Source organism: Paenibacillus sp. N3/727, from assembly GCF_022637315.1.
Classification (GTDB): Bacteria; Bacillota; Bacilli; order Paenibacillales; family Paenibacillaceae; genus Paenibacillus_AQ; species Paenibacillus_AQ uliginis.
Genome location: NZ_CP093336.1, coordinates 5,225,324 through 5,245,517 on the forward strand (window position 1 = coordinate 5,225,324; position 20,194 = coordinate 5,245,517).

Annotated in this window: 20 protein-coding genes; 4 read left to right on the plus strand and 16 right to left on the minus strand. The window is 45.6% G+C overall.

Annotation, left to right across the window (positions count from 1 at the left end; all coding sequences use genetic code 11):
- Positions 1 to 117: 117 nt before the first annotated feature.
- From MNQ98_RS24305 to MNQ98_RS24330, 6 genes are all read right to left on the minus strand, one after another.
- Entirely contained in the window at positions 118 to 468 is a 351-nt protein-coding gene (locus tag MNQ98_RS24305) for a type II toxin-antitoxin system PemK/MazF family toxin (RefSeq protein WP_208918011.1), read from the minus strand.
- 3 nt (positions 469 to 471) lie between these two features.
- Entirely contained in the window at positions 472 to 753 is a 282-nt protein-coding gene (locus tag MNQ98_RS24310) for a CopG family ribbon-helix-helix protein (RefSeq protein ID WP_046681343.1), read from the minus strand.
- A 233-nt stretch (positions 754 to 986) separates the two neighbouring features.
- Positions 987 to 2,165, minus strand: a complete 1,179-nt coding sequence (gene alr / locus MNQ98_RS24315) for an alanine racemase (protein ID WP_241930539.1) — start codon at positions 2,163 to 2,165, stop codon at positions 987 to 989.
- 276 nt (positions 2,166 to 2,441) lie between these two features.
- The gene (locus tag MNQ98_RS24320; RefSeq protein WP_241930540.1) at positions 2,442 to 3,548 is read right to left on the minus strand and encodes a LolA family protein; all 1,107 of its coding nucleotides are present in this window, start codon (positions 3,546 to 3,548) and stop codon (positions 2,442 to 2,444) included.
- A gap of 186 nt (positions 3,549 to 3,734) precedes the next feature.
- Positions 3,735 to 5,060, minus strand: coding sequence for an MFS transporter (locus MNQ98_RS24325; protein WP_241934030.1), 1,326 nt, complete (start codon positions 5,058 to 5,060; stop codon positions 3,735 to 3,737).
- Between the two features lie 31 nt (positions 5,061 to 5,091).
- On the minus strand, positions 5,092 to 5,592 hold the full coding sequence (locus MNQ98_RS24330) for an ArsR/SmtB family transcription factor (RefSeq protein WP_241930541.1): 501 nt from the start codon (positions 5,590 to 5,592) through the stop codon (positions 5,092 to 5,094).
- 253 nt (positions 5,593 to 5,845) lie between these two features.
- On the opposite strand from MNQ98_RS24330, the gene MNQ98_RS24335 reads away from it, so the two are divergent.
- Entirely contained in the window at positions 5,846 to 6,706 is an 861-nt protein-coding gene (locus MNQ98_RS24335; RefSeq protein WP_241930542.1) for an NAD-dependent epimerase/dehydratase family protein, read from the plus strand.
- A gap of 91 nt (positions 6,707 to 6,797) precedes the next feature.
- Here MNQ98_RS24335 and MNQ98_RS24340 read toward each other — a convergent pair whose 3' ends face one another.
- From MNQ98_RS24340 to MNQ98_RS24350, 3 genes are all read right to left on the minus strand, one after another.
- Positions 6,798 to 7,358 carry a GNAT family N-acetyltransferase gene (locus tag MNQ98_RS24340; RefSeq protein WP_208918006.1) on the minus strand — a complete coding sequence of 187 codons (561 nt, stop codon included), beginning with the start codon at positions 7,356 to 7,358 and terminating at the stop codon, positions 6,798 to 6,800.
- 81 nt (positions 7,359 to 7,439) lie between these two features.
- Positions 7,440 to 8,768 carry an alpha/beta hydrolase gene (locus MNQ98_RS24345; RefSeq protein ID WP_241930543.1) on the minus strand — a complete coding sequence of 443 codons (1,329 nt, stop codon included), beginning with the start codon at positions 8,766 to 8,768 and terminating at the stop codon, positions 7,440 to 7,442.
- 129 nt (positions 8,769 to 8,897) lie between these two features.
- Positions 8,898 to 9,464, minus strand: a complete 567-nt coding sequence (locus MNQ98_RS24350) for a GbsR/MarR family transcriptional regulator (protein WP_241930544.1) — start codon at positions 9,462 to 9,464, stop codon at positions 8,898 to 8,900.
- 374 nt (positions 9,465 to 9,838) lie between these two features.
- Here MNQ98_RS24350 and MNQ98_RS24355 point away from each other — a divergent pair, with 374 nt between their 5' ends.
- From MNQ98_RS24355 to MNQ98_RS24365, 3 genes are read left to right on the plus strand one after another with little or no spacing between them, the layout of a single operon-like run.
- A complete protein-coding gene (locus tag MNQ98_RS24355) occupies positions 9,839 to 11,032 on the plus strand; it encodes a quaternary amine ABC transporter ATP-binding protein (RefSeq protein WP_241934031.1) in 1,194 nt (397 codons plus the stop codon).
- Positions 11,025 to 11,858 carry an ABC transporter permease gene (locus MNQ98_RS24360; protein WP_241930545.1) on the plus strand — a complete coding sequence of 278 codons (834 nt, stop codon included), beginning with the start codon at positions 11,025 to 11,027 and terminating at the stop codon, positions 11,856 to 11,858. The genes MNQ98_RS24355 and MNQ98_RS24360 overlap by 8 nt, the downstream gene beginning before the upstream one ends.
- A gap of 1 nt (position 11,859) precedes the next feature.
- Positions 11,860 to 12,765 (plus strand): glycine betaine ABC transporter substrate-binding protein, encoded by a 906-nt coding sequence (locus MNQ98_RS24365; RefSeq protein WP_241930546.1) that lies wholly within the window; start codon positions 11,860 to 11,862, stop codon positions 12,763 to 12,765.
- Between the two features lie 283 nt (positions 12,766 to 13,048).
- On the opposite strand, the gene MNQ98_RS24370 is transcribed toward MNQ98_RS24365, so the two are convergent.
- The 7 genes from MNQ98_RS24370 to MNQ98_RS24400 form a co-directional block, all read right to left on the minus strand.
- A complete protein-coding gene (locus tag MNQ98_RS24370; protein ID WP_241930547.1) occupies positions 13,049 to 13,777 on the minus strand; it encodes a DUF6081 family protein in 729 nt (242 codons plus the stop codon).
- A gap of 16 nt (positions 13,778 to 13,793) precedes the next feature.
- A complete protein-coding gene (locus MNQ98_RS24375; RefSeq protein WP_241930548.1) occupies positions 13,794 to 14,720 on the minus strand; it encodes a prenyltransferase in 927 nt (308 codons plus the stop codon).
- A 144-nt stretch (positions 14,721 to 14,864) separates the two neighbouring features.
- Entirely contained in the window at positions 14,865 to 15,842 is a 978-nt protein-coding gene (locus MNQ98_RS24380) for a LacI family DNA-binding transcriptional regulator (protein ID WP_241930549.1), read from the minus strand.
- A gap of 291 nt (positions 15,843 to 16,133) precedes the next feature.
- Positions 16,134 to 16,877 carry a glycerophosphodiester phosphodiesterase gene (locus MNQ98_RS24385; protein WP_241930550.1) on the minus strand — a complete coding sequence of 248 codons (744 nt, stop codon included), beginning with the start codon at positions 16,875 to 16,877 and terminating at the stop codon, positions 16,134 to 16,136.
- A gap of 90 nt (positions 16,878 to 16,967) precedes the next feature.
- Complete coding sequence (locus tag MNQ98_RS24390; RefSeq protein ID WP_208917997.1) at positions 16,968 to 17,798, minus strand: carbohydrate ABC transporter permease; 831 nt, start codon at positions 17,796 to 17,798, stop codon at positions 16,968 to 16,970.
- Between the two features lie 9 nt (positions 17,799 to 17,807).
- On the minus strand, positions 17,808 to 18,740 hold the full coding sequence (locus tag MNQ98_RS24395) for a carbohydrate ABC transporter permease (protein ID WP_481856673.1): 933 nt from the start codon (positions 18,738 to 18,740) through the stop codon (positions 17,808 to 17,810).
- Positions 18,741 to 18,764: 24 nt separating this feature from the next.
- Positions 18,765 to 20,069, minus strand: a complete 1,305-nt coding sequence (locus tag MNQ98_RS24400; RefSeq protein ID WP_241930551.1) for an ABC transporter substrate-binding protein — start codon at positions 20,067 to 20,069, stop codon at positions 18,765 to 18,767.
- Positions 20,070 to 20,194 lie beyond the last annotated feature (125 nt).

The following is a 20,194-nucleotide window of genomic DNA, read 5'->3' on the forward strand; positions in this document are numbered from 1 at the left end:
ATACAGATTCCAGCAATTCCCCATATCACATGTCTGCAACTAACGAGCAATAACCCGCCGGGATACTTCCCGGCGGGTTATTGCTCCCTATAGGGCTGCTATGTTTAAACGTTAACACTAGAAATCAATCAAACCCAAACTGATCTGCAGGGAATCATCCACCTTGCTCATCGTTTCCTCGTCCAGATGGGTGATCTTATCGGTTAACCGCTGCTTATCAATCGTTCGGATCTGCTCCAGCAAAATTACGGAATCTCGGTCAAATCCATGGGCCGCCGCGTCTATTTCAACGTGGGTCGGAAGTTTAGCTTTCTGAATTTGTGCGGTTATAGCCGCAACAATTACCGTAGGACTGAACCGGTTACCGATATCGTTCTGAATGACGAGGACCGGTCTTACACCGCCCTGCTCGGAACCGACAACGGGTGAAAGATCCGCAAAAAATACGTCGCCGCGTTTTACGATCACTGTCTACACCCCGCTTACTAAGCGGTCCAGAGTGCTGTCTGCATCTTCCTCCGCGTGAAACGCTTCAGACGCCATAGTCAGGTTAATCTTAGCCATTTCCATGTAACCCCGCTGCATAGACTCACGAATGTAACGCTTCTTGCGTTCATTCAAATACAGCTTCATGGCCTGCCTGATAAGCTCACTACGGTTGGAATTTTCCAGCTGAGCAATCCCGTCCACTTCCTGCAAAAGATGATCCGGTAAACTGATCATGATTCGTTTGGTGTTCTGCATGTTGGCCACCTTCTATTCCACCCCCACAACCTTCTTGCCCTGTGCACCAGTATTACGTTATTCAAGGAAATTTATACAAAAGAATATATATGCCGAAGATATATCAAGTATGCTGCATCTCATTATAAACTACAATCGGCACTTTCGTACAGACTAACTGTCATATTCATAGTTCGTGAAAGTCTGTACTTATTCCTTCTTTCCCGAATAAAATAATGAATAATGCTATCAAAAAAGAAGTGCTACCAAAGGGGGTTCGCCCTTTTAACGGGTATGCCTCCGCGTATATACGCACGCGGCACCCGACGGGCGATCATGCAGACTAATTCATAGTGGATGGTACCCAGCTTAGACGCCAGCTCATCTGCCGTTATACACGTTCCAGACTGCTGGCCGATGAGTACAACCTCTTCACCGACTTTGATTTGTTCCGCCTCCTCGGCGAAAGTTTTCAACGATACCATACACTGGTCCATACAAATATTACCGACAACAGGAACGCGGCGTCCGCGTATCAGTACTTCCGCTTTACCGCTCAGCATACGGGAATATCCGTCAGCATAACCGATGGGAAGGGTTCCTATCACTTCTTCCTCCTCAGTTACATACTTGCTGCCATAGCTGATACAATAGTTCGGCGGAAGCTTTTTGACATAGATGAGTTGCGTCTTTAACGTCATGACCGGGCTCAAGCTTACCGTTGTTCGATTCACCTCATCCGATGGATACAATCCATATAAACTGATGCCTATCCGCACCATATTATAGGATAGATCAGGAGTATCGATGGCAGCGGCACTATTGCCCGTATGTATGATCGGGATGGTGTAACCCAAATCCCGCAGGGCGTCCGCCACGCTTTTGAATCGCCGGTACTGTTCCAGTGTGTAGTCTTTATTCTCTTCATCTGCTCTTGCAAAATGGGTATACATACCTTCGACAATTACCTGCGGCAGCGAAAAAATCTCTTCCATAAAAGATATGGCAGCTTCGCCCGGAAGCAGACCCAATCGGCCCATTCCACTGTCAATTTTGATGTGCACTTTCAGCCGACGCCCTCCCGCTTCCGGCAGGGCCTTGATCGCTTCGAGCACTTCTGGACTGAACAGGGTCACGGCAATATCATACTTCCATGCCGTCTCGATCCCTTCTGGAGGCGTGTATCCTAACACAAGAATCGGCATGTGTATCCCCGCCTGACGAAGCTCCAGCGCTTCATCCAAAAAGGCGACGCTTAAATAGTCCGCGCCCAGTTCCTCCATCTCTCGTGCAACCTCTACTGCCCCATGTCCGTATGCATTCGCTTTGACACAGGCCAGAAGCTTCATTTGCTCCGGAAGAGAGCTTCGGAAGCTGTTGTAATTGTTACGCAGATGGTCCAGATTGATTTCCGCTTGGGTAGGTCGATATATCACTTGCAATTCCAGTCACCTTCTTACCATTTTGAAAAACATCATGTTCTACAATAGACTAATGGTAATGTTCCTTAAGGCAACTGTCAATTCAGCTGCTGCCGCCAGATTAGTTCAATAGCTTCCTCAGCCCCGCGAACATGCAGAAATGGATCGTTCCTGCTTGAAATATAAGGAAAAATGGAGCTGTGAACCGCACATCCTTACATTTTGAAGAAAGAGGCGAATGGCCTTTATTGCAGAGATTTAACCCTTCTACAATACTCGGTATCCGCCTTCATCGTATTATTTACCCGATTGTTCCTTCATGGAAGCAGCGATTTCAACCATTTCAGAAGTTGGAAGGTTTGCACTCGTGATCCGGAATTCAATCCCTTCCGTCATCCAGGTCAGTGTTTTTTGCTCATCGCCTGTCAGCACGCCCATAGTAAAGCCTAAATCTATCGCGCTGCCTGGTGCCAGCGACACCGCGCGATCCAGCGGACGGGACTCCATGATTGTGTATTGATACACACCGTCATAACGGAGAACAACCGCATGGTCCTTGCTATCTGCAATTTCCTGTGTATCTTTGATCATGACCCCAGCCGGAGTGTATTCAGGCTCAATGATTCCGAATGATCCGAGCTGTTGGGCTGCAGTAGGTTCTGCTTCCGGCCCTTGGGCTTCTCCCGTTCCGTCGGTAGAGGCCACTGGCACTCCATTCTCATCCACTTCAGCCATCGTTTGTTTCTCCGGCTGATTCATCGTGCTGAGGTTACGGTTCGTGTCGAACGATTCTTTTGTCAGATTCGTATCAAAGGTAAATGAGTTGAATTTTACATCCACAACCACTTTAGCCTCAGAGTCAGATACTTGAACCTGCTTTGGTGTGTAGGTGTCTTTGGCAAGCCAAATCTTTTGACGCACGAGGGAATGGCTATGATATTTGGCGGCAACATCAAATACGTAGCTGTCTTTATCCTCCGCGAACTGACGAGTATTATCACTTAAAATGCTACCGAGCATCGTCTGGTACAGGTACACCTGTCCTTGATTCTCCGGCCAGTCGCTTTTGAAGCGGAAGCTCTTGTTAAGGCTTGGTGTCAGAACAAACACCCCATCATCATTGCGTAGTACAATTTGTGTAATGTCCTTCTGTCCGTTGGTCAAGCTGATTCGGTAATAGCTCGGGGATTGATACCATACCTCCACCTGATACTGCTGAGGAGTCGAACCTGTATGTATGGTCATCACTCCAGCACCCTGATAAGCTCCATTAGCACTCTCCAGCTTATCAGCGACCTTGCCCAGATCCTTTATAACTCCGTCGGCATCCTTCTTCCCACATCCCGATAACACCAAGGTAAAACTTAATACAACAGCGAGCAGCACCCATGAAATCCGGCGCATGTCATCATCCCCTTCAGCACATGTTTTGAATTGATTGATACATGTCTATGAGGGACTTGGTCACATTATGCAGACGGGCATGACAAGCCGGGAGTTGTCTAACAAAAAAACGGCATCACATCAACGATGCAGGGCCGCTTTGTAAAAGAAGTTATTTTGTGAATCTGCTATTGATATGGCTTAATTTTAGCTGACTTCATGGACCGTCCCAGGCTTGGGCGGGCTGGCATCGCCATTGAAATAACTAAACAATGATCCGTGTATCTGCTCCGAAGCCGGAAGACGCCGGGTGACAGGGTCAAACCTCCAGTACAGACTGACCATAAGAATCGCAATCCCGCAGCACACGATTACGCCGCTTCCGCCTATCCATATGCCGAGCGTTCCGCCGATCAGACTGCCTACAGGCATAGCAATTCCACTCATTCCCGAAGCAGCTGCGAATACAGAACCTAAATTTTGGGGTGGTATTCCTCTTTGAATGACGGTGTTAATCATCACATTCGTCACTCCTCCAGGAACCCAAGCCAAACCGTAAACGATAACCGTAAGCCAAGGCCAAGGAATAAATATGCATAGGCTCCAGGCCAAACCGCAAATCATAAACGCTCCCGAATACAAATTCCCCAAGGTGATACGTTCCAGCTTCAAGTACGGAGCAGCAATCGCACCGGCCAAACTACCGAGTGCCTGCGCCATTAACAGCACACCGTAAATACCGGCACCACCAAGACGGTCGCTAAATGCAGGCAAGACAGTAAATGTCGCTCCCCCTGCTGCATTGACCATAATAACGCCGAACAGCAGCCTTGATAGCGGTGTAGCTATGAGAAGTCTGATTCCTTCTTTCATATCGGATAAATATCGTTTCATAAAGCTCCGCTCTGCCCGAGTTGAATCAGAAGAAGCCTCCGCATTATCTTCAATCTCGGGTTGAGAAGCAATGGGTGGGATGCGTATTTGTGCAAACAACAATGCTCCGATGAAGAAACCTAAGGCATTCCACAAATATAATGATACTGCCCCTAGAACAACAATTAACACGCCGGATATGGCATTGCATGCAACATCAATCCCTTGATAAGCAATAGAGAACAGAGAATTGCCCTGCGTTAACGATTTCTGATCCAGTATTTTCGGGAGCGCCGTCATCTGTGCCGGATACACCCACATATTACATGTCGATAAAATGGGTGTAATCGTAAGCACCAGTCCAACAGTAAGAAATTCAAAATAGTAGGCAATAGGAACAAGGAGCAGAACCAAGCCTTGGAAGAGTTGAGTGAATACGAGAATACTTCTTACCGGAATACGGTCAATCAGCGGTCCTGACAGGAGCTGAATAATCCTGGGGATAATAGACAAGAATCCTGCTAATCCGGTATACCATGTGGAGCCGCCCAAATCATACACCAGCCACATCGCTGCCACTGCATACAGACTGTCTCCGATATTAGTCAGAATGCGGCCTGCAAACATTATCGAGAAATTTCTGTTTCTGAAAATCTCCATCATCGAATCCCCCATCCGAATCTATATTCGATTAAGAACCGGATTTCTTCTCTGCAGATATCAGCTTAAAGCCGATTGCAAATTCTTCTCCTTCCTCCTTTGATGCCGAGGTAAGGGCCACCCATTTTTCCATCAGTGATTTAAATTCCGCTGTCAGTTCTTCTCTCTGGTCTGGTGTCAGAGCTAGCCTAAGGTTAATCTTCGTGGAGCTTGAAGATACAAAATCATCCGCCAAGATGGGATCGGGAAACTGTTCACCGTCGGAATCGAACCATTTCGCTTTAGATATATAGTATTTCTCCACGATTCCGCCCATTGTTCTCGTCTCCACCAGATCAATCAAGCCTCCATCATGCAGCTTCTGGATATGGTAATGCGTACTGCCTGGAGACTGTCCAAGCTCATCGGCCACCTGTTTTGCTGTTTTGGCCTCGTCCGCAATAGCGCCAATAATTTTCACCCGCTGTGCACTACCCAACAGTTTAGACTGTTCAACCGATATCGGAATAGAGCTGCTTTGCTTCCGATTCATCCCCATCATCTCCTTCATCATCAATTACCGATCTGTTTTATTAGTTCATCCTATAATATTTATTCATTCTATTTTTTTTAGATCGACTGTACGATCAATCATAATCCATGTTTTCCCTTTTGCAAATAGACAGTATTAAATTGGCACAGTAAAACTTTATTTAAATGGCTCTTAATAACCCCTATTGATCATGTTAGGATAACAGCTAGATTGTATGTTCTGATATATGTTGAAGAAAGAAGATGAAACTAAGATGAAAATATTTGTGGCTGGGGCAACCGGAGTTATTGGACGTCTGCTGCTACCTACATTGGTACAAGCAGGTCATGAGGTTATTGGAATGACACATAACAAAGATCGCATTGACATGATTCAAAGCTTGGGGGCACAAGCTGTTATTGCGGATGCGTTAGATCGGGATTCAATCATTTCAACCGTAGCAAGTGTACAGCCCGAGGTGATCATACATCAATTGACTTCTTTGAATAATTGGAATGTATCAGACAATGCCAGAATAAGAGAAATTGGAACACGAAATCTGGTTGATGCTGGTAAAGCGGCAAATGTTTCTCGTTTTATCGCACAAAGTATTTCGTGGGCTTATGAACCTGGTGAGGGTTACGCTTCAGAAGAGATTCCTTTAGATTTGAACGCTCCGTACCCGCGGAAAACAACGGTTGATGGAATAATATCGCTGGAACGTGCAGTTGCTGAGATATCTAATCATGTCATTCTCAGGTACGGTATGCTCTATGGTCGTGACACTTGGTACGACCATAAAGGAGTTATAGCTGAAAAAGTAATCACTAAACAAATGCAGGCATCCGAAGGGATCACTTCCTTCCTTCATGTGGAAGATGCGGCTAATGCAGCCTTGCTCGCTCTGGATTGGCCATCAGGCCCGATTAACATTGTGGATGATGAACCCGCAGCCGGAACCGAATGGCTTCCTGTATACGCGGAGGCATTAGGTGCACCTAAGCCCATTCACAACGAGGGCAGCAACCGTGGTGAGCGCGGAGCATCGAATGCCAAAGCCCGAATCGAATACGGTTGGAAACCACTTCACCCAACATGGAGAACTGGGTTTTATCAAAGTTTGTCATCCGAATAGCAGGAAAGCAAAAAAGAAACCGGCCTGAAAAAAATCAGACCGGCTTCTTGCTGTTTAATAAGCATGCGCTAGTGTCCCAGTTGGCAACCTCTTAAAGGTGTTTAACCATATGGTAATAGACATGATGATTAATGATGATTTCTTTATCAACCTCATACCCGCTTCTAAGATATAATGAATACGCTCTTTTATTGTCCGTTACTACGGCTAATGCAATTTTATTGTAACCACGTTCCTTTGCCCGTTCCTCTGCCGCATGCATCAGAGCTGAACCTATGCCCTGCCCTTTAAACTGAGGGGAAACGGATAGAGTATCAATATAGAATTCATCTTCATCCGCTTCTTTATCTAGCGAAATAGATGGATCATTCTTCAGTTTCCGCAGCCGTTCCACAATCGGACGGTCCAACCTTTCTGCTTCATCACCGGCATAAGTGACAATAATTCCGGCTGTCTTGCCTTCAACCTCGCTTACCAATGACTGATGATAACTAAGACGCCCTTCCTCATCTTTCAAAAACTGCTCCAGAATCGTAACTGCGTCTTCTTCGCTTTCCTGCCCAGTCAGCTGATGGGCAACATCGTGCAGTGCATCATAAAGCAGCCGAGCTGCCGCAACTGCATCTTCTTTTACTGCTGGTCTGATGTTCATATGCTCCTCCAAATTTCTCCGTGTTGAATTATGTTACACACTTAAGTATATGCCTAACATGCCAGAGGAACAAATCAGCAGTCAGTCTTCCCACGCCTGCACGCAATAATAAAGATCCAAGTTCTTAAGAGCCGTAAAAGATCTGCTTCTCATGGGACTGCCATCTTTATTTTTTTCATGCTGACCGAAGCCTCTTGCGATTTTGAAAGTAAACGTAAGTCCCCGGGGGATCTGCGCACTGCCTTCATACGTATATTCACCTGCTCTTAGCAGTTCTATCCCGGCATAAATACTCCGGTATGAAGGCGTATCATCCGGCACATCCACACGTATGGACACTTTTACGTACTCTTGTACCTTCTCCACAATGGTTATTTTTTTATGAGCCTTTACCCCGTTATACTCAAAAATAATCGTCGTTACCCCGGGTGCTTTAGCCTTCAACGTTCCGTCCGGCAAAACGTCAAGCAGCTCGGGATGTTTCACCGTATACTCCCCTGTCATAGGGGTGTGCATAAAACCGCTGTCGTAATGAACGACCGGGTAAAGAATAGCGTCCGGGCCCTGAATCCCGATCACCTCATCCCCATAAATGACAGCCGTCTCCGTTTGTCCAAGTGTGCCAAAAAAATAAAGAAGAGGAGCATGAACTCTTGCAGCCCAATCTTTTTGACTATGACCTGCACCATGATGTATCAGCAGCATCAGATCATCGTCCGGAACAAACCCGTCCCGAATCAGAGCCACGGCTTCTTCTGACGCATATTTGGGCATAAATAATCCTTCGGCATCCCCCATGTCCATCCATACTTTAAGATTTGGATGTGAGTCATATCGTTGATAAAATGGCTGCTCTTTTAGAGTCCCTTCCTCAAAAACCGTATGTACAAAGTAAGGTGACAACACGGCTATTTTCCCGAATATTTGCGGATTACGAAATCCAATGTTATACGTAACAATTCCCCCGGCAGAAGACCCCATCATTGCTGTATGTTCTGGGCCGGTTAATGTCCTGAAGTTTTCATTTATATACGGTATGATCTCTTGAATTACACATTGTTCATAAAGTTCACCTGAAAAGGGTGGATCAAAAACTTGGCGAATCCCCGGACCATCGTGGAAATATTCATTAAGCCTTTGATGCGGAGCGATTGCAATGCCGACAACAATAATCTCCTCTATCTTACCTTCTAGAGCAAGGCGATCGGCCGTTTGATGCATTTCCCAAGAAGCTCCTGCCGCATCCGCCTGAAATACATGCTGTCCATCATGCATATACAGAACAGGATATCTCCGATCCTTGTTATGTCGATAACTTGGAGGAAGATAAATATACAGTTTCCTTTTATTATCCAGCCATGATGACTCAAACTCAGTTACAACGATCAGCCGATCCATAGATTTACCCATTTCGAGAACCTCCCTTATACTATTCAAGACAACAAAAAAGGCACAACCCGCTATAACAGGTTGTACCTCTTAAGGTAAGCATTGCCTTTAATGTTAGTATAAGAAGTTACAATCTCATTTACAATATGTTTATTCATCCATTGATGGCTCTTTAGGTACCAGATTGAAAATTTCCCCGCTAACAAACGTATCAATTAACCTGTCAAGCCATTTGTAGTATGTGACGGCTTCTTTCATCTTGGCCTGGTCTTCCAGCAGCACGGCGGTTATGATTTCATCATCTTCATGCTGTTTCAGCAGCTTACTGGTTTCATCCAGTGCTCTTCGAAAAATCAAAATATTGCTCTCCACCGATTTTCTCCACTTAATATCAAAAAAATCAGCAAACGTCTGATACCAGTCATATTCGACCTCATACAGATCTTTTCGAGAACCCTTTTCCCATACCTTATTAACCATCTTGTAATCAAGCAAAGTCCGTACACCTGTACTCATGCTGGTCTTGCTCATCTTCATTTCCTGTCCCATCTCATCGAGGTTCATCGGCTTGTCCGCAAAAAATAACAGACCGTATAAATGTCCCGTCGATATCGAAATTCCATATAAATCCATATTACGTCCGATATTCTCAATAACACGTTTACGGATTTTATGCACGGCGGCCTGCCGTTCTTCATCTAAATGGTACAAGCCCATGCTTGCAGCCTCCTCTTTCTGTAACCATCCCCGCTTTGTGCCAAGTTTACTCAATACAAGCGAAAATTAATATCATGCTGCTCCAGGAAAAAACCGCCTAGGTTAATCCTTCACACATTCTCTCGTCTATTGTAGGGAAAGCTATTTTAAAAGTAAAGAACCTCACTCCGAAGTATTATGGAGCATCTGGGAGCATACAGCAGAATAACTTTGTACAGTTTTTACTGTACGTTCTATACGTACGGATATAACGTTTGATACAATACGTATAATATTGTTACAATGTTACACATGGGTTTAAACATCATAACCACTGTGCGCTCGGCGAATTTATCTTTACTTCTACTATAAAAGGAGGAATATCTTTGAGCATTATGCAAGTCAACAACGTAAGCAAATTGTTCGGTCCTCATGCTGAGCAAGGAATTGAGCTTCTTCAACAGGGATGGAGCAAAGAACGTATCGCCAAAGAAAAAAATACTACGGTTGGCGTCAACCGTGCCACCTTTGACATTCGCCAAGGCGAAATCTTTGTCATCATGGGGTTATCCGGCAGCGGCAAGTCCACGCTTGTACGTTTGCTAAATCGGTTGATTGAGCCGACGTCGGGAGAAATTCTGATTCATGGTCAGGATTTAAGAAAAATGAATAAGGAGCAGCTTCGTAATGTGCGCCGTAAAACAATCAGCATGGTGTTCCAAAAGTTCGCACTATTTCCGCACCGCACGGTTGTCGAGAATGCCGAATACGGTCTGGAAATCCAAAACGCCGATAAGAAAAAACGCCGGGAAGCTGCAATACAGGCTCTGGAGCTTGTCGGTCTAAAAGGCTGGGAAAACAAAATGCCGGACCAGCTGAGCGGCGGTATGCAGCAACGTGTCGGTCTGGCCCGTGCGCTCGCAAACGATCCCGAAATCCTGCTCATGGATGAAGCCTTCAGCGCACTTGATCCGCTGATTCGCCGTGATATGCAGGACGAATTGATTGAGCTGCAGGACAAAATGAAAAAAACGATCGTGTTTATTACTCACGATCTGGATGAAGCACTCCGTATCGGGGACCGCATCGCACTGATGAAAGACGGCTCAATTGTGCAGATCGGCACACCGGAGGAAATTTTAACACAGCCTGCCAATGACTACGTTGAACGTTTTGTAGAGGATGTGGACTTGTCCAAGGTATTAACCGCCGCACATGTCATGCGTCGTCCCGAGGCCATTACAACAGACCGGGGACCACGGGTTGCGCTGGAGCTTATGCGCGAACGCGGCATCTCCAATCTTTTTGTTATTGACCGTACCAAGCGACTGCTTGGTGTCATAACGGCGGAGGATGCCATTAACGCTCTTCGAAATAACCAAAAATTAGAAGATATTATCATTAAGGATGGCCCTCGTGTAGGTCCTGATACACTTCTTAATGAGTTGTTTGAAATTACAAGTTTATCGAAGGTTCCGCTCGCCGTCGTTGATGATGCTAATAAGTTGCTCGGTGTAATCGTTCGTGGAGCAGTTTTGGGTGCGCTCGCTGGAGAAAGCAAAGGCGAGGAGGTGAAGACAGATGCCTAAAATCCCACTCGCCGAATGGATTGAATCTTTGGTTAGCTGGATGGAGGACTATTTGTCAGGCTTCTTTGATGCAGTCGCAACCGTTATCGAAGGTATCGTAAATGCGTTCAGCGATCTGTTCATGCTGCCCCATCCGCTAATTTTCATCGTTATTCTGGGTATACTCGCTTTCCTCGCGGGGCGTTTATCACTGACCCTGTTCACAGTTATCGGATTCCTCATTATCGATAACCTGGGCTACTGGGCACAAACGATGGACACATTGAGCCTCGTTCTAACCTCGGCGCTCATTTCTGTCTTGCTCGGTGTACCGATCGGTATATGGTGTGCATACAGCAAAACAGCTTCGCGGATTATTATTCCACTGCTGGACTTCATGCAGACGATGCCCGCGTTCGTTTACCTGCTTCCTGCCGTCACTTTCTTTAGTCTGGGTGTGGTTCCGGGCGTTATCGCATCGGTTATTTTCGCTATTCCGCCGACGATTCGCCTGACTCAACTCGGCATCAAACAGGTATCCGGTGAACTGACGGAAGCTGCGGACGCATTCGGTTCTACCTCTGCTCAAAAACTGCTTAAAGTACAGCTTCCACTCGCTATGCCTACATTGATGGCTGGTATAAACCAGACAATCATGCTTTCCCTCTCCATGGTCGTCATAGCTTCCATGATTGGAGCACAGGGCATTGGAGCCGAGGTGTATCGTGCAGTAACCCAACTGCAGATTGGTAAAGGGTTTGAAGCTGGTCTTGCTGTCGTCATCCTGGCGATTGTACTCGACCGCTTTACACAAAACATATTTAAATCGAAAAAAAGGGGTGCATAACATGAAGAAAACAAAACTATTCGCAACGCTTAGTTTGGCGGCTGTACTTGTCTTGTCTGCCTGCGGTAACACCGGCGGAGACGGTAAGAATGGAGAAGCTGCAGCAAAAACGGTCGGCGAACAAGTTAATCATGAGATCATCGGTATCGATCCGGGTGCCGGCATTATGAAAGCTGCTGCTAAAGCCATAGAGGATTACGGCTTGACGGATTGGAAATTGATTGAAGGTTCCGGTGCGGCCATGACCGCCACCTTGGCCAAAGCAATAAAAAAAGAAGAGCCTATTATTATTACTGGCTGGACTCCACACTGGATGTTCTCCAAGTATGATCTTAAATATTTGGAAGACCCGAAAAAAACATTCGGTGAGGCCGAGGAAATTCACACAATAGCTAGAAAGGGCCTGAAAGAGGATCACCCTGAGGCGTATCAATTCCTGCAAAATTTCAAATGGACCTCTGATGAAATGGGTGAGATCATGATCGCAATCCAGGATGGTAAAACGCCTGTAGCTGCGGCTAAAGAATGGGCTGACAGCCACCCTGACCGTGTGGACGAGTGGACAAAGGACATCAAGCCAGTTAGCAACAAAGAAATGAAGCTTGGCTATGTAGCTTGGGATTCCGAAATCGCAAGTACCCACTTGGTGATGCACATTCTTGAGAATAAGCTTGGCTATAAAGTCACTGCTCTTCAAGTTGAAGCTGGTCCGATGTGGACAGGTGTTGCCAAAGGTGATGTAGATGCTACGGTATCTGCTTGGCTTCCACTAACTCATGCAGATTACTGGAATAAGTTCAAAGATCAGGTAGAGGATCTGGGAGCGAACATGGAAGGTGTTAAAACCGGATTGGTAGTTCCAACTTATATGAACATTAATTCGATTGAGGATTTGAAGACTAAATAATTCATCTACTATTCATGAAGCCGCCCATGTGGGCGGCTTTTTTTGCTTTAGTTTTTATCTCGTTGAAAGACTAGAAGGCCTGTATCTGACTCAAACATTAATCCATACCGGACAGCTGTCATTTACGCATTATATCGGTCATGTACTGCTTGGATTGGGTGGTCCACTTGAATTGTTGATGCGTAAATGGAGTTTAAACGTGTAGTGTAATATAAAAAAACCCGCTTTTCGTGACGTAGCTTAAACGTCTAAAAGGCGGATTTATATATTGAATACAGGATCTCTATTCCTTAATCGTGACAGTCACTGGTGAATACTCCGCAATTACGGTCTGGCCGTGAACCGATACGCTGCCTTCCGGTGTCAAATCTTTCTCGGTCATGATGCCAAGAGCAATCGTGAACTTATTGAATTTGATCGGAATGTTCTTCTCACGACGAATCTCTTCTCCATTTACATAGAAAATCGCTTCGTCATTACCACGGTTGTACGTAATTTTGTAGGTGTTGAATTCACGCGGCTTAAAGTTCGTGTCTTCCTTGAAGATGCAGAAATAACGGGTCTTGTCCGACTGGGGAACCTCTACGCCCGGGAATGGAAGCACGGCATAAACACTTGCGTACTTGTCATTGGAAGCGAAGAAATCCAGTGCCGCACCGGTTGAAAAATCAAGCAGGTTCAAAGACACATAGCCGTCGTACAAGTCACCAGGTACTGTTCCCTGTGACCGTGCGCGGATTTGAAGCTCAAAGCTGACTTCACCCGCTTCCGGCACCTTCACATCTTCAACGGAGTAATACATATGTTTGGCATTATCAAGGATTTGCACCTGGTTGTTCTGACGACTCAGCGGAGCGCGTACATACAGAATCCCATTACGAACGATGACAACAGCATTCGGTTCACGGTATTCCCAGAACGTGCCGTCTGGCAATGGGAATCCTCCTATTTTCCAAACTTCGCCCTCCGATAAAATGGTATGAAAATCACCAAAAATACGTTCCTGTTCCATTCTAGTACCTTCTTTCTTACAAAGTTTGAATTAAGCCCTGTATGATAAGGGATAAAATTAGAACTCCGCCGCAGCGCAAAGTTGATTTCATGGAAGCCCCCATAAGCGGCAGATAAGCCTCGGAACGATTGCTGTCCTGCAAACGTCCATACACCATGTAGAGCGGAATAACCGTTATTACTGCCAGAAGTGCGTAAGGCGGCAACGCCCCTGTAGCCACACAAGCAATGAGAGACAAGCAAGCTAACAACAGCAGCACCCGCGAGAAGCGAAGCGCTCTTTTCTCCCCCCACACGACAACAAGTGTCTTTTTCCCAGCCAAACGGTCCGCCTGCCAGTGCAAAAAGTGATGGTTAAACAAAATTAATGTGGTCAAAAGACCGATAGGCAGTGAAAGCATCAATGCGCGAACGTCCATGTGAGAAGTCTGCACATAGTATGCACCCATGACCGGCAGAATACCGAAGGAGAGCAGTATTGCCACTTCGCTGTACCCCTTACCGCGGTATCCGAATCGGATCGGCGGGGCCACATAGAAAAAAGCGATCAATCCACCCAGTGCGCCAAATATGAAAGCCCACCAACCGCTGAACAGGCTGAGAACAACGCCGCACAGCGTAGCAATCGCAAATAGCATCCAGGTGACGGTCTCAAATTTACGCATTGACCATTTTTCCTGAGTCAAAAAACCAGAGTTAGTGGATATGGCGTCGACGTTATTTTTCGCTTCGTCATCGGTTCCATTTTTATAATCCCACAGATCATTGACCATATTGGAAAATAAATGGGCCGTCCCTGCTCCGATCAATGTTAATATGAAAAGCCACGGATGAAATTCGCCAGTCCATACATTTGCACCGATCGCGCCAAGAGCTACCGGGATCAACATAACCGGAATGACCTGCATCCGTGAAGCTTTTTTAAATTGTGTCCATAAGCTCACTAAGCCTGCTCCTTTCTTTCATACTAAAGATAACGCCTGCAATAGTCATTGCAGACGTGAGTTGTGAAACAATGAACTTGCATATTAAGAATATCACACTTGTCGAAGTTTGTAATCCATTCGTTAGAGTTCTTTCACATGACTTCAAACCGATGATCGCTCGATCAGCTCAAAGTCAAGCTCCCTTTGAACAGACTCCTGATTGGGCTCTTGTATGTGGCTATACAGAATCCGGAACGCCTCTGCCCCCATTTCGTACAGCCGGTTATCGATGGTTGTCAGCCCGAGCATTTTGCCGATCGGCTGGTTATCAAAACCGATAACTGCCAATTCCTCCGGAATAGAAACACCGCGTCTTCCTGCTTCCCATACTAATCCTGCTGCGACATGATCACCTGTAACAAGCATCGCGCTCGGTCTTTCGGGCATATCCCATAGCCGCTGCATGATGGCTGCCCCCTCTTCCATACCCAGGCATCCGTCCAGTATCCACTCTTCCCGCAGTGGTTCACCCAGCTCAGCCAATATTTTTCGGTATACATCGATACGGGCTCTCGTACTTGGGCTATCCATTCGGCCTACCGTGAAGCCAATATGACGGTGACCTTTGGCAATGAGACACTCCATGGCTGAGCGGAACGCACATGAATGATCTATATAAACGGATGAAAAAGCCCTCTTCCCCGCTTCCTGACAACAGACAATCGGCCCATAACTACAGTATTCTTCAATCCTTTCTACCGGTGTCGCTGTGGACAGGACGATAATACCGTCAATCTCCCTGTTTCGCAGCATTTCCAGCACTTCACGTTCCTTATCCGGTTCGTATCCGGTCTGACATAGAACCAGCCGGTAATGATTGGCAAGAGCTTCCCCACCTATTCCTTCCATTAACAGAGAAAAATAGGCATGGTTTATAAAAGGCAGCATGATTGCAACGTTTTTTGTTTTACCTGTAATAAGATGAACGGCATTCATATTGCGGGCGTATTTTAACTGCTTCATGGTTTCAATTACTCTGGCTCTTTTATCCTCACTCACATAGGGATGATCGTTCAGTACACGGGATACCGTGGACACCGACACCCCCGCAAGCTTGGCTATTTCTTTAATGTTCGCCATGTTCCATGCTCCCCTATCTGAGATATTGTTCCTATGCTGAATAGTAGCATGTTTTGTATCGGGAATCATCTTTGGTGACGGAATGAATCATATGTAAGAAAGAGCTTGCTCTGGTATGCTTTTCATACTTTACAATGATATTGAAAGAGCAGAACCAAGGCCGGCGTGACCGAAAGGGCGTGACGGGGTGTTCGGCTCTTTTGTGTCCATAGAGCAATGCACACAAATAACCCTTGATGAACAGGTCCATCAAGGGTTATTTGTATGTGTTATCCGCGGAGTCATTGACCCTCACGCATTAATTTCTGCCATCAGAGCTTTCAGTTGGCCCGGGTAATCGGTAATAATGCCATCCACGCCCGCTTCTAATGCAAATCGCATTTGATGTTCGTTATTGATGGTCCATATATAAACACGCAGATTGGCCGCCTGTATGCGATGGATATCATGTGAATCCAACTTTTCGCCATTGGGATGAAGTGAGTATACGTTCGTTCCGGCGGCTTCCGGCAGTTTATCATGGTGATCCAAACACAGGTTATAAAGGAGGCCTACCTTTATTTGCGGCTCAAGTTCTTTAAGATAGCGCAAGCTTTTCCAATCAAATGATGAGATGACAACGGTATCCATTCGATTTTTCTTTTTTAGCAATTCGATGAGGGCAGGCTCCAGCTGTTGGTTGTAAGAGCCTTTGACCTCAATATTGATCAAGATATGAGCAGGGGTGTGATCGAACACCTCTTCAAGAAGAGGGATCCGCTCTCCAGTATACTCCTTATTAAACCATGAGCCCGCGTCAAATGCTTTCAACTCATCTACCGTTAACTCGTTAATAGCCCCACTTCCATCCGTTGTACGGTCAATTGTCCCATCGTGAATGACAACAAGTTGGCCGTCTTTGGACAAATGAACGTCAAGCTCGAAAGCATCGCAGCCCTTGTCCAATCCCAGCTTGAAAGCGGCCATAGTATTCTCTGGCGCTTCTCCGGAAGCACCGCGATGTGAAATAATAAGAGGCTGTTTGGTGTGAGACATGACAATACACTCCTTAATGAGGGCTCCATCGAAACAAAGTTCACTTACAACAATCTATTGCATTGTTATCATTCTTTCGGTGGTCTATCATTACTTAAATGTCGAGTTAGACATAGCGGTAATGATATGTTTTTGGGCAAAGATGAAGATAAGAACAATCGGCAGAATGATCATAACACTCGCCGCCATAATCAGATGGAAATTAAGTGCTTCATCCCCTGCAACAGAGTCCCTCATCATGGCTATACCTACGGTAAGTACACGCATGTCATTCGAGTTGGTCATAATGAGCGGCCAGAAGTACGAGTTCCAGCTGCTGATAAAGCTTAGAATACCCATCGTTGCGATTGTAGGAAGAGCCATAGGAGTCAGAATACGGTACAACACCTGAAAACGGTTCGCACCATCGACTTTGCCGGCTTCAATGACATCATTGTTAATAGATTTAAATGTTTGGCGCAGCAGGAAAATGGTATAGGCTGACACCGCATGCGGAACGATCAAAGCGTAGAACGAGTCGATCCATCCCACACCCGACATCATTACATACACGGGTACGAATGTAACCTGATCCGGCACGATCAGTGCAGCAAGGACCAGGAGAAAAAGCTTGTCTCTACCCGGAAAGTTCCCCTTGGCAAAAGCATAAGCCGCCATGATACCGAGGTTAATCTGAAGAAAGAGAATGCCGACAGTCTGAACGACAGTGTTGATGGCATAACGCCCAAAGGGTGCAGCATTAAATGCCTCGATATAGTTACCCCACATAAATTTATCCGGCCAAAACGTTGGGATTGCAAGCCGCAGCTCGTTCGACGTTTTCAACGATGTAATGAACATCCAGTACACCGGAAAAACCATGATGAGGGTTACTAGGATCGCAGCTATGAGTCTAATGGTTTTCCAAACCGGTTTTGACATCAAACGAACCTACCCTTCATAATGAACTTTCTTCTTGGATACCAGCATCTGTACTGCAGTCAGAATGATGATAATAAAGAAGAAGATAATAACTAGTGCGGAAGCACGGCCTGTCCTGAAGTTTACAAATGCCATTTCGTAAATCCAGTACACAATCGCTTTCGTTGAGTCAAGCGGGCCGCCGTTCGTCATAATATCAACGGATTGGAATACCTGCATCGAAGAGATAAAATTGGTAATGACAAGAAACAAAGTCGTTGGCGACAGTAGTGGAAGCGTAATATGTAGGAACTGCCAGAACTTGTTCGCTCCGTCAAGGCTGGAAGCCTCGTAATATTCAAGTGGAATACTGCGCAGACCTGCCATGAAGATGAGCATCGTAAAGCCGACACCCTTCCAGATGGATACAGCTAGCAGCGTCCAGAGCGCCGTATCCGGATCCTGAAGCCAGTTTATAGGCTCCAAGCCGAATACGCCGGTGATTTTGTTCAATAAGCCATACTGGTTGTTGAAAATCCACAAAAAGATCATGGATGCGATAACCATCGAAATATAATACGGCATAAAGATGCCTGAACGCATAAAATTGTAGACTCTGTTAGATACATTCAACAGAAGAGCAAGTCCAAGTCCCAGAGCGAGCGTAAGTAAAACATCAAGAATCGTATAAGTGAACGTAATACGTAGCACCTTGTAGAATAAATCGTCGCTTAACAGCTTATCGTAGTTGTCCAAGCCGATGAATTTCTTCACCGGCTTGGTCATATTCCAATTCGTAAAACTAATATAGAAAGAAAAAAGAAGCGGATAGTAGATAAATATACCAAGAACCAGTAAGGCTGGGGCTGCGAATGCAAAATCCTTCAGACTTTCCATTCTGCGGCGCAGACCTTTATTCTTAGGCGTTTTAGGTACTGAGACGACTGTGGGTGCCTGATTCATTCTAGTTCCTCACTTCCGTTATGATTAATAATCAGACAGAATGTCGTTCATTTTCTGAATGTTCTCTTTGATCAATGGAACTGGGTCTTTTCCATTCAGAGCCATTTCGCCGACAATGTCTTTGTACACATTGCTCATTTCCGGATAAGCCGGGTGCTGAGGACGAGGTCCCACGTTATCGAAGTTATCAAATACAGCTTTATATTGAGGCCATTTCTCAAAATATTTTTTGCCTTCATCCGTATCGATCACGGATTTGTGCGTTGGCAGGTAACCTGTTTCGTCTGCCCATCTGATATTGTTCTCGGCAGAGGTCATGAACTGAATGAATTTCCAAGCTGCTTCTTTCTGGTCATCCTTCGCGCCTTTCATCATGACGATACCTGCGCCGCCGATATGAGATTTACGCTCTTTATCACCAGGGATAAAAGATACACCGACTTCAAACTTAGCATTTTCAACATAGGTTTTAATAATTGCCGAGGAGTGCTGCACCATGCCGATCTTTTCTTCTAAAAACATCTGACGCATCGTGTCGGAAGCACCTTTACCAAAGCCGACCGTTAATGAACCGTCATCGAACCATTTTTTGAAATTTTCTGCCCAACGCTGACTTTCTGGCATATCCAATGAAGTTTTCGTTCCGTCATCATTCAGGATCGATCCGCCACCGTTGGAAACCCATGGATCGTAGTACCACGTATCCCAACCGGGAACGGAGAATGCGTAACGACTCGTTTTACCGCCTTCTTTAACCGTAACCTTTTTGTTAAATTCCTCAATTTCGTCCCACTTTTGCGGAGGCTGTACGCCAAGTTTGTCAAACATCGTTTTGTTATAAATCATTACGCTTGTGCTAACGATCAACGGAAATCCATACTGCTTATCTTTATAAGCGTAAGCTTGAAGCATACCTTTAGAGAAGTCTTCCATATCCACTTTATCGCGTTTGATATAAGGCGTCAGTTCTTCAAATAATCCGCCATCGGCAAAGTTTGGTACAACCGAAACTTCCACGTTAGTAACTGCAGGAACATCATTAGCTGCTACAGCCGCACTGAGTTTCTTTTGAAGGTCTGTGTAACCGCCCTGGAAGACCGGCTCTACTGTTATGTGTGGATATTTCTTTTGGAATTCCGAAATCATGTAATTCACGCCGCCCATTTGAGCTTCAGCATGGGAATGCCAATACTGAATCGTAACCGGAGTGGTATCGTTTGGATCGCCTTTAGGCATCTCCTCAGATCCACCGCTTTTAGAGCAGCCGACAAGGGATGCAGCCGTAAATAAAGCAACCATTGCCGTGCTAAGCCATTTTTTCTTAATCATTAATAAATTCCCCTTTCATAATTGAAAAAGCATTTTTTAGACAACAAAAAATGGAGACATCGAGATACAGCATGTCCAATGTTTAATACTCGCATAGCGAATAAACATAGCACATGGGTATTCTC

Coding starts and splice junctions, on each gene's coding strand:
- MNQ98_RS24320 (WP_241930540.1), bottom strand. CDS start 3,548: ATGCGCCGGATTTCATGGGTGCTGCTCGCTGTTGTATTAAGTTTTACC.
- MNQ98_RS24325 (WP_241934030.1), bottom strand. CDS start 5,060: ATGGAGATTTTCAGAAACAGAAATTTCTCGATAATGTTTGCAGGCCGC.
- MNQ98_RS24330 (WP_241930541.1), bottom strand. CDS start 5,592: ATGAATCGGAAGCAAAGCAGCTCTATTCCGATATCGGTTGAACAGTCT.
- MNQ98_RS24335 (WP_241930542.1), top strand. CDS start 5,846: ATGAAAATATTTGTGGCTGGGGCAACCGGAGTTATTGGACGTCTGCTG.
- MNQ98_RS24340 (WP_208918006.1), bottom strand. CDS start 7,358: ATGAACATCAGACCAGCAGTAAAAGAAGATGCAGTTGCGGCAGCTCGG.
- MNQ98_RS24345 (WP_241930543.1), bottom strand. CDS start 8,768: ATGGGTAAATCTATGGATCGGCTGATCGTTGTAACTGAGTTTGAGTCA.
- MNQ98_RS24350 (WP_241930544.1), bottom strand. CDS start 9,464: ATGGGCTTGTACCATTTAGATGAAGAACGGCAGGCCGCCGTGCATAAA.
- MNQ98_RS24355 (WP_241934031.1), top strand. CDS start 9,839: ATGCAAGTCAACAACGTAAGCAAATTGTTCGGTCCTCATGCTGAGCAA.
- MNQ98_RS24360 (WP_241930545.1), top strand. CDS start 11,025: ATGCCTAAAATCCCACTCGCCGAATGGATTGAATCTTTGGTTAGCTGG.
- MNQ98_RS24365 (WP_241930546.1), top strand. CDS start 11,860: ATGAAGAAAACAAAACTATTCGCAACGCTTAGTTTGGCGGCTGTACTT.
- MNQ98_RS24370 (WP_241930547.1), bottom strand. CDS start 13,777: ATGGAACAGGAACGTATTTTTGGTGATTTTCATACCATTTTATCGGAG.
- MNQ98_RS24380 (WP_241930549.1), bottom strand. CDS start 15,842: ATGGCGAACATTAAAGAAATAGCCAAGCTTGCGGGGGTGTCGGTGTCC.
- MNQ98_RS24385 (WP_241930550.1), bottom strand. CDS start 16,877: ATGTCTCACACCAAACAGCCTCTTATTATTTCACATCGCGGTGCTTCC.
- MNQ98_RS24390 (WP_208917997.1), bottom strand. CDS start 17,798: ATGTCAAAACCGGTTTGGAAAACCATTAGACTCATAGCTGCGATCCTA.
- MNQ98_RS24395 (WP_481856673.1), bottom strand. CDS start 18,740: ATGAATCAGGCACCCACAGTCGTCTCAGTACCTAAAACGCCTAAGAAT.
- MNQ98_RS24400 (WP_241930551.1), bottom strand. CDS start 20,069: ATGATTAAGAAAAAATGGCTTAGCACGGCAATGGTTGCTTTATTTACG.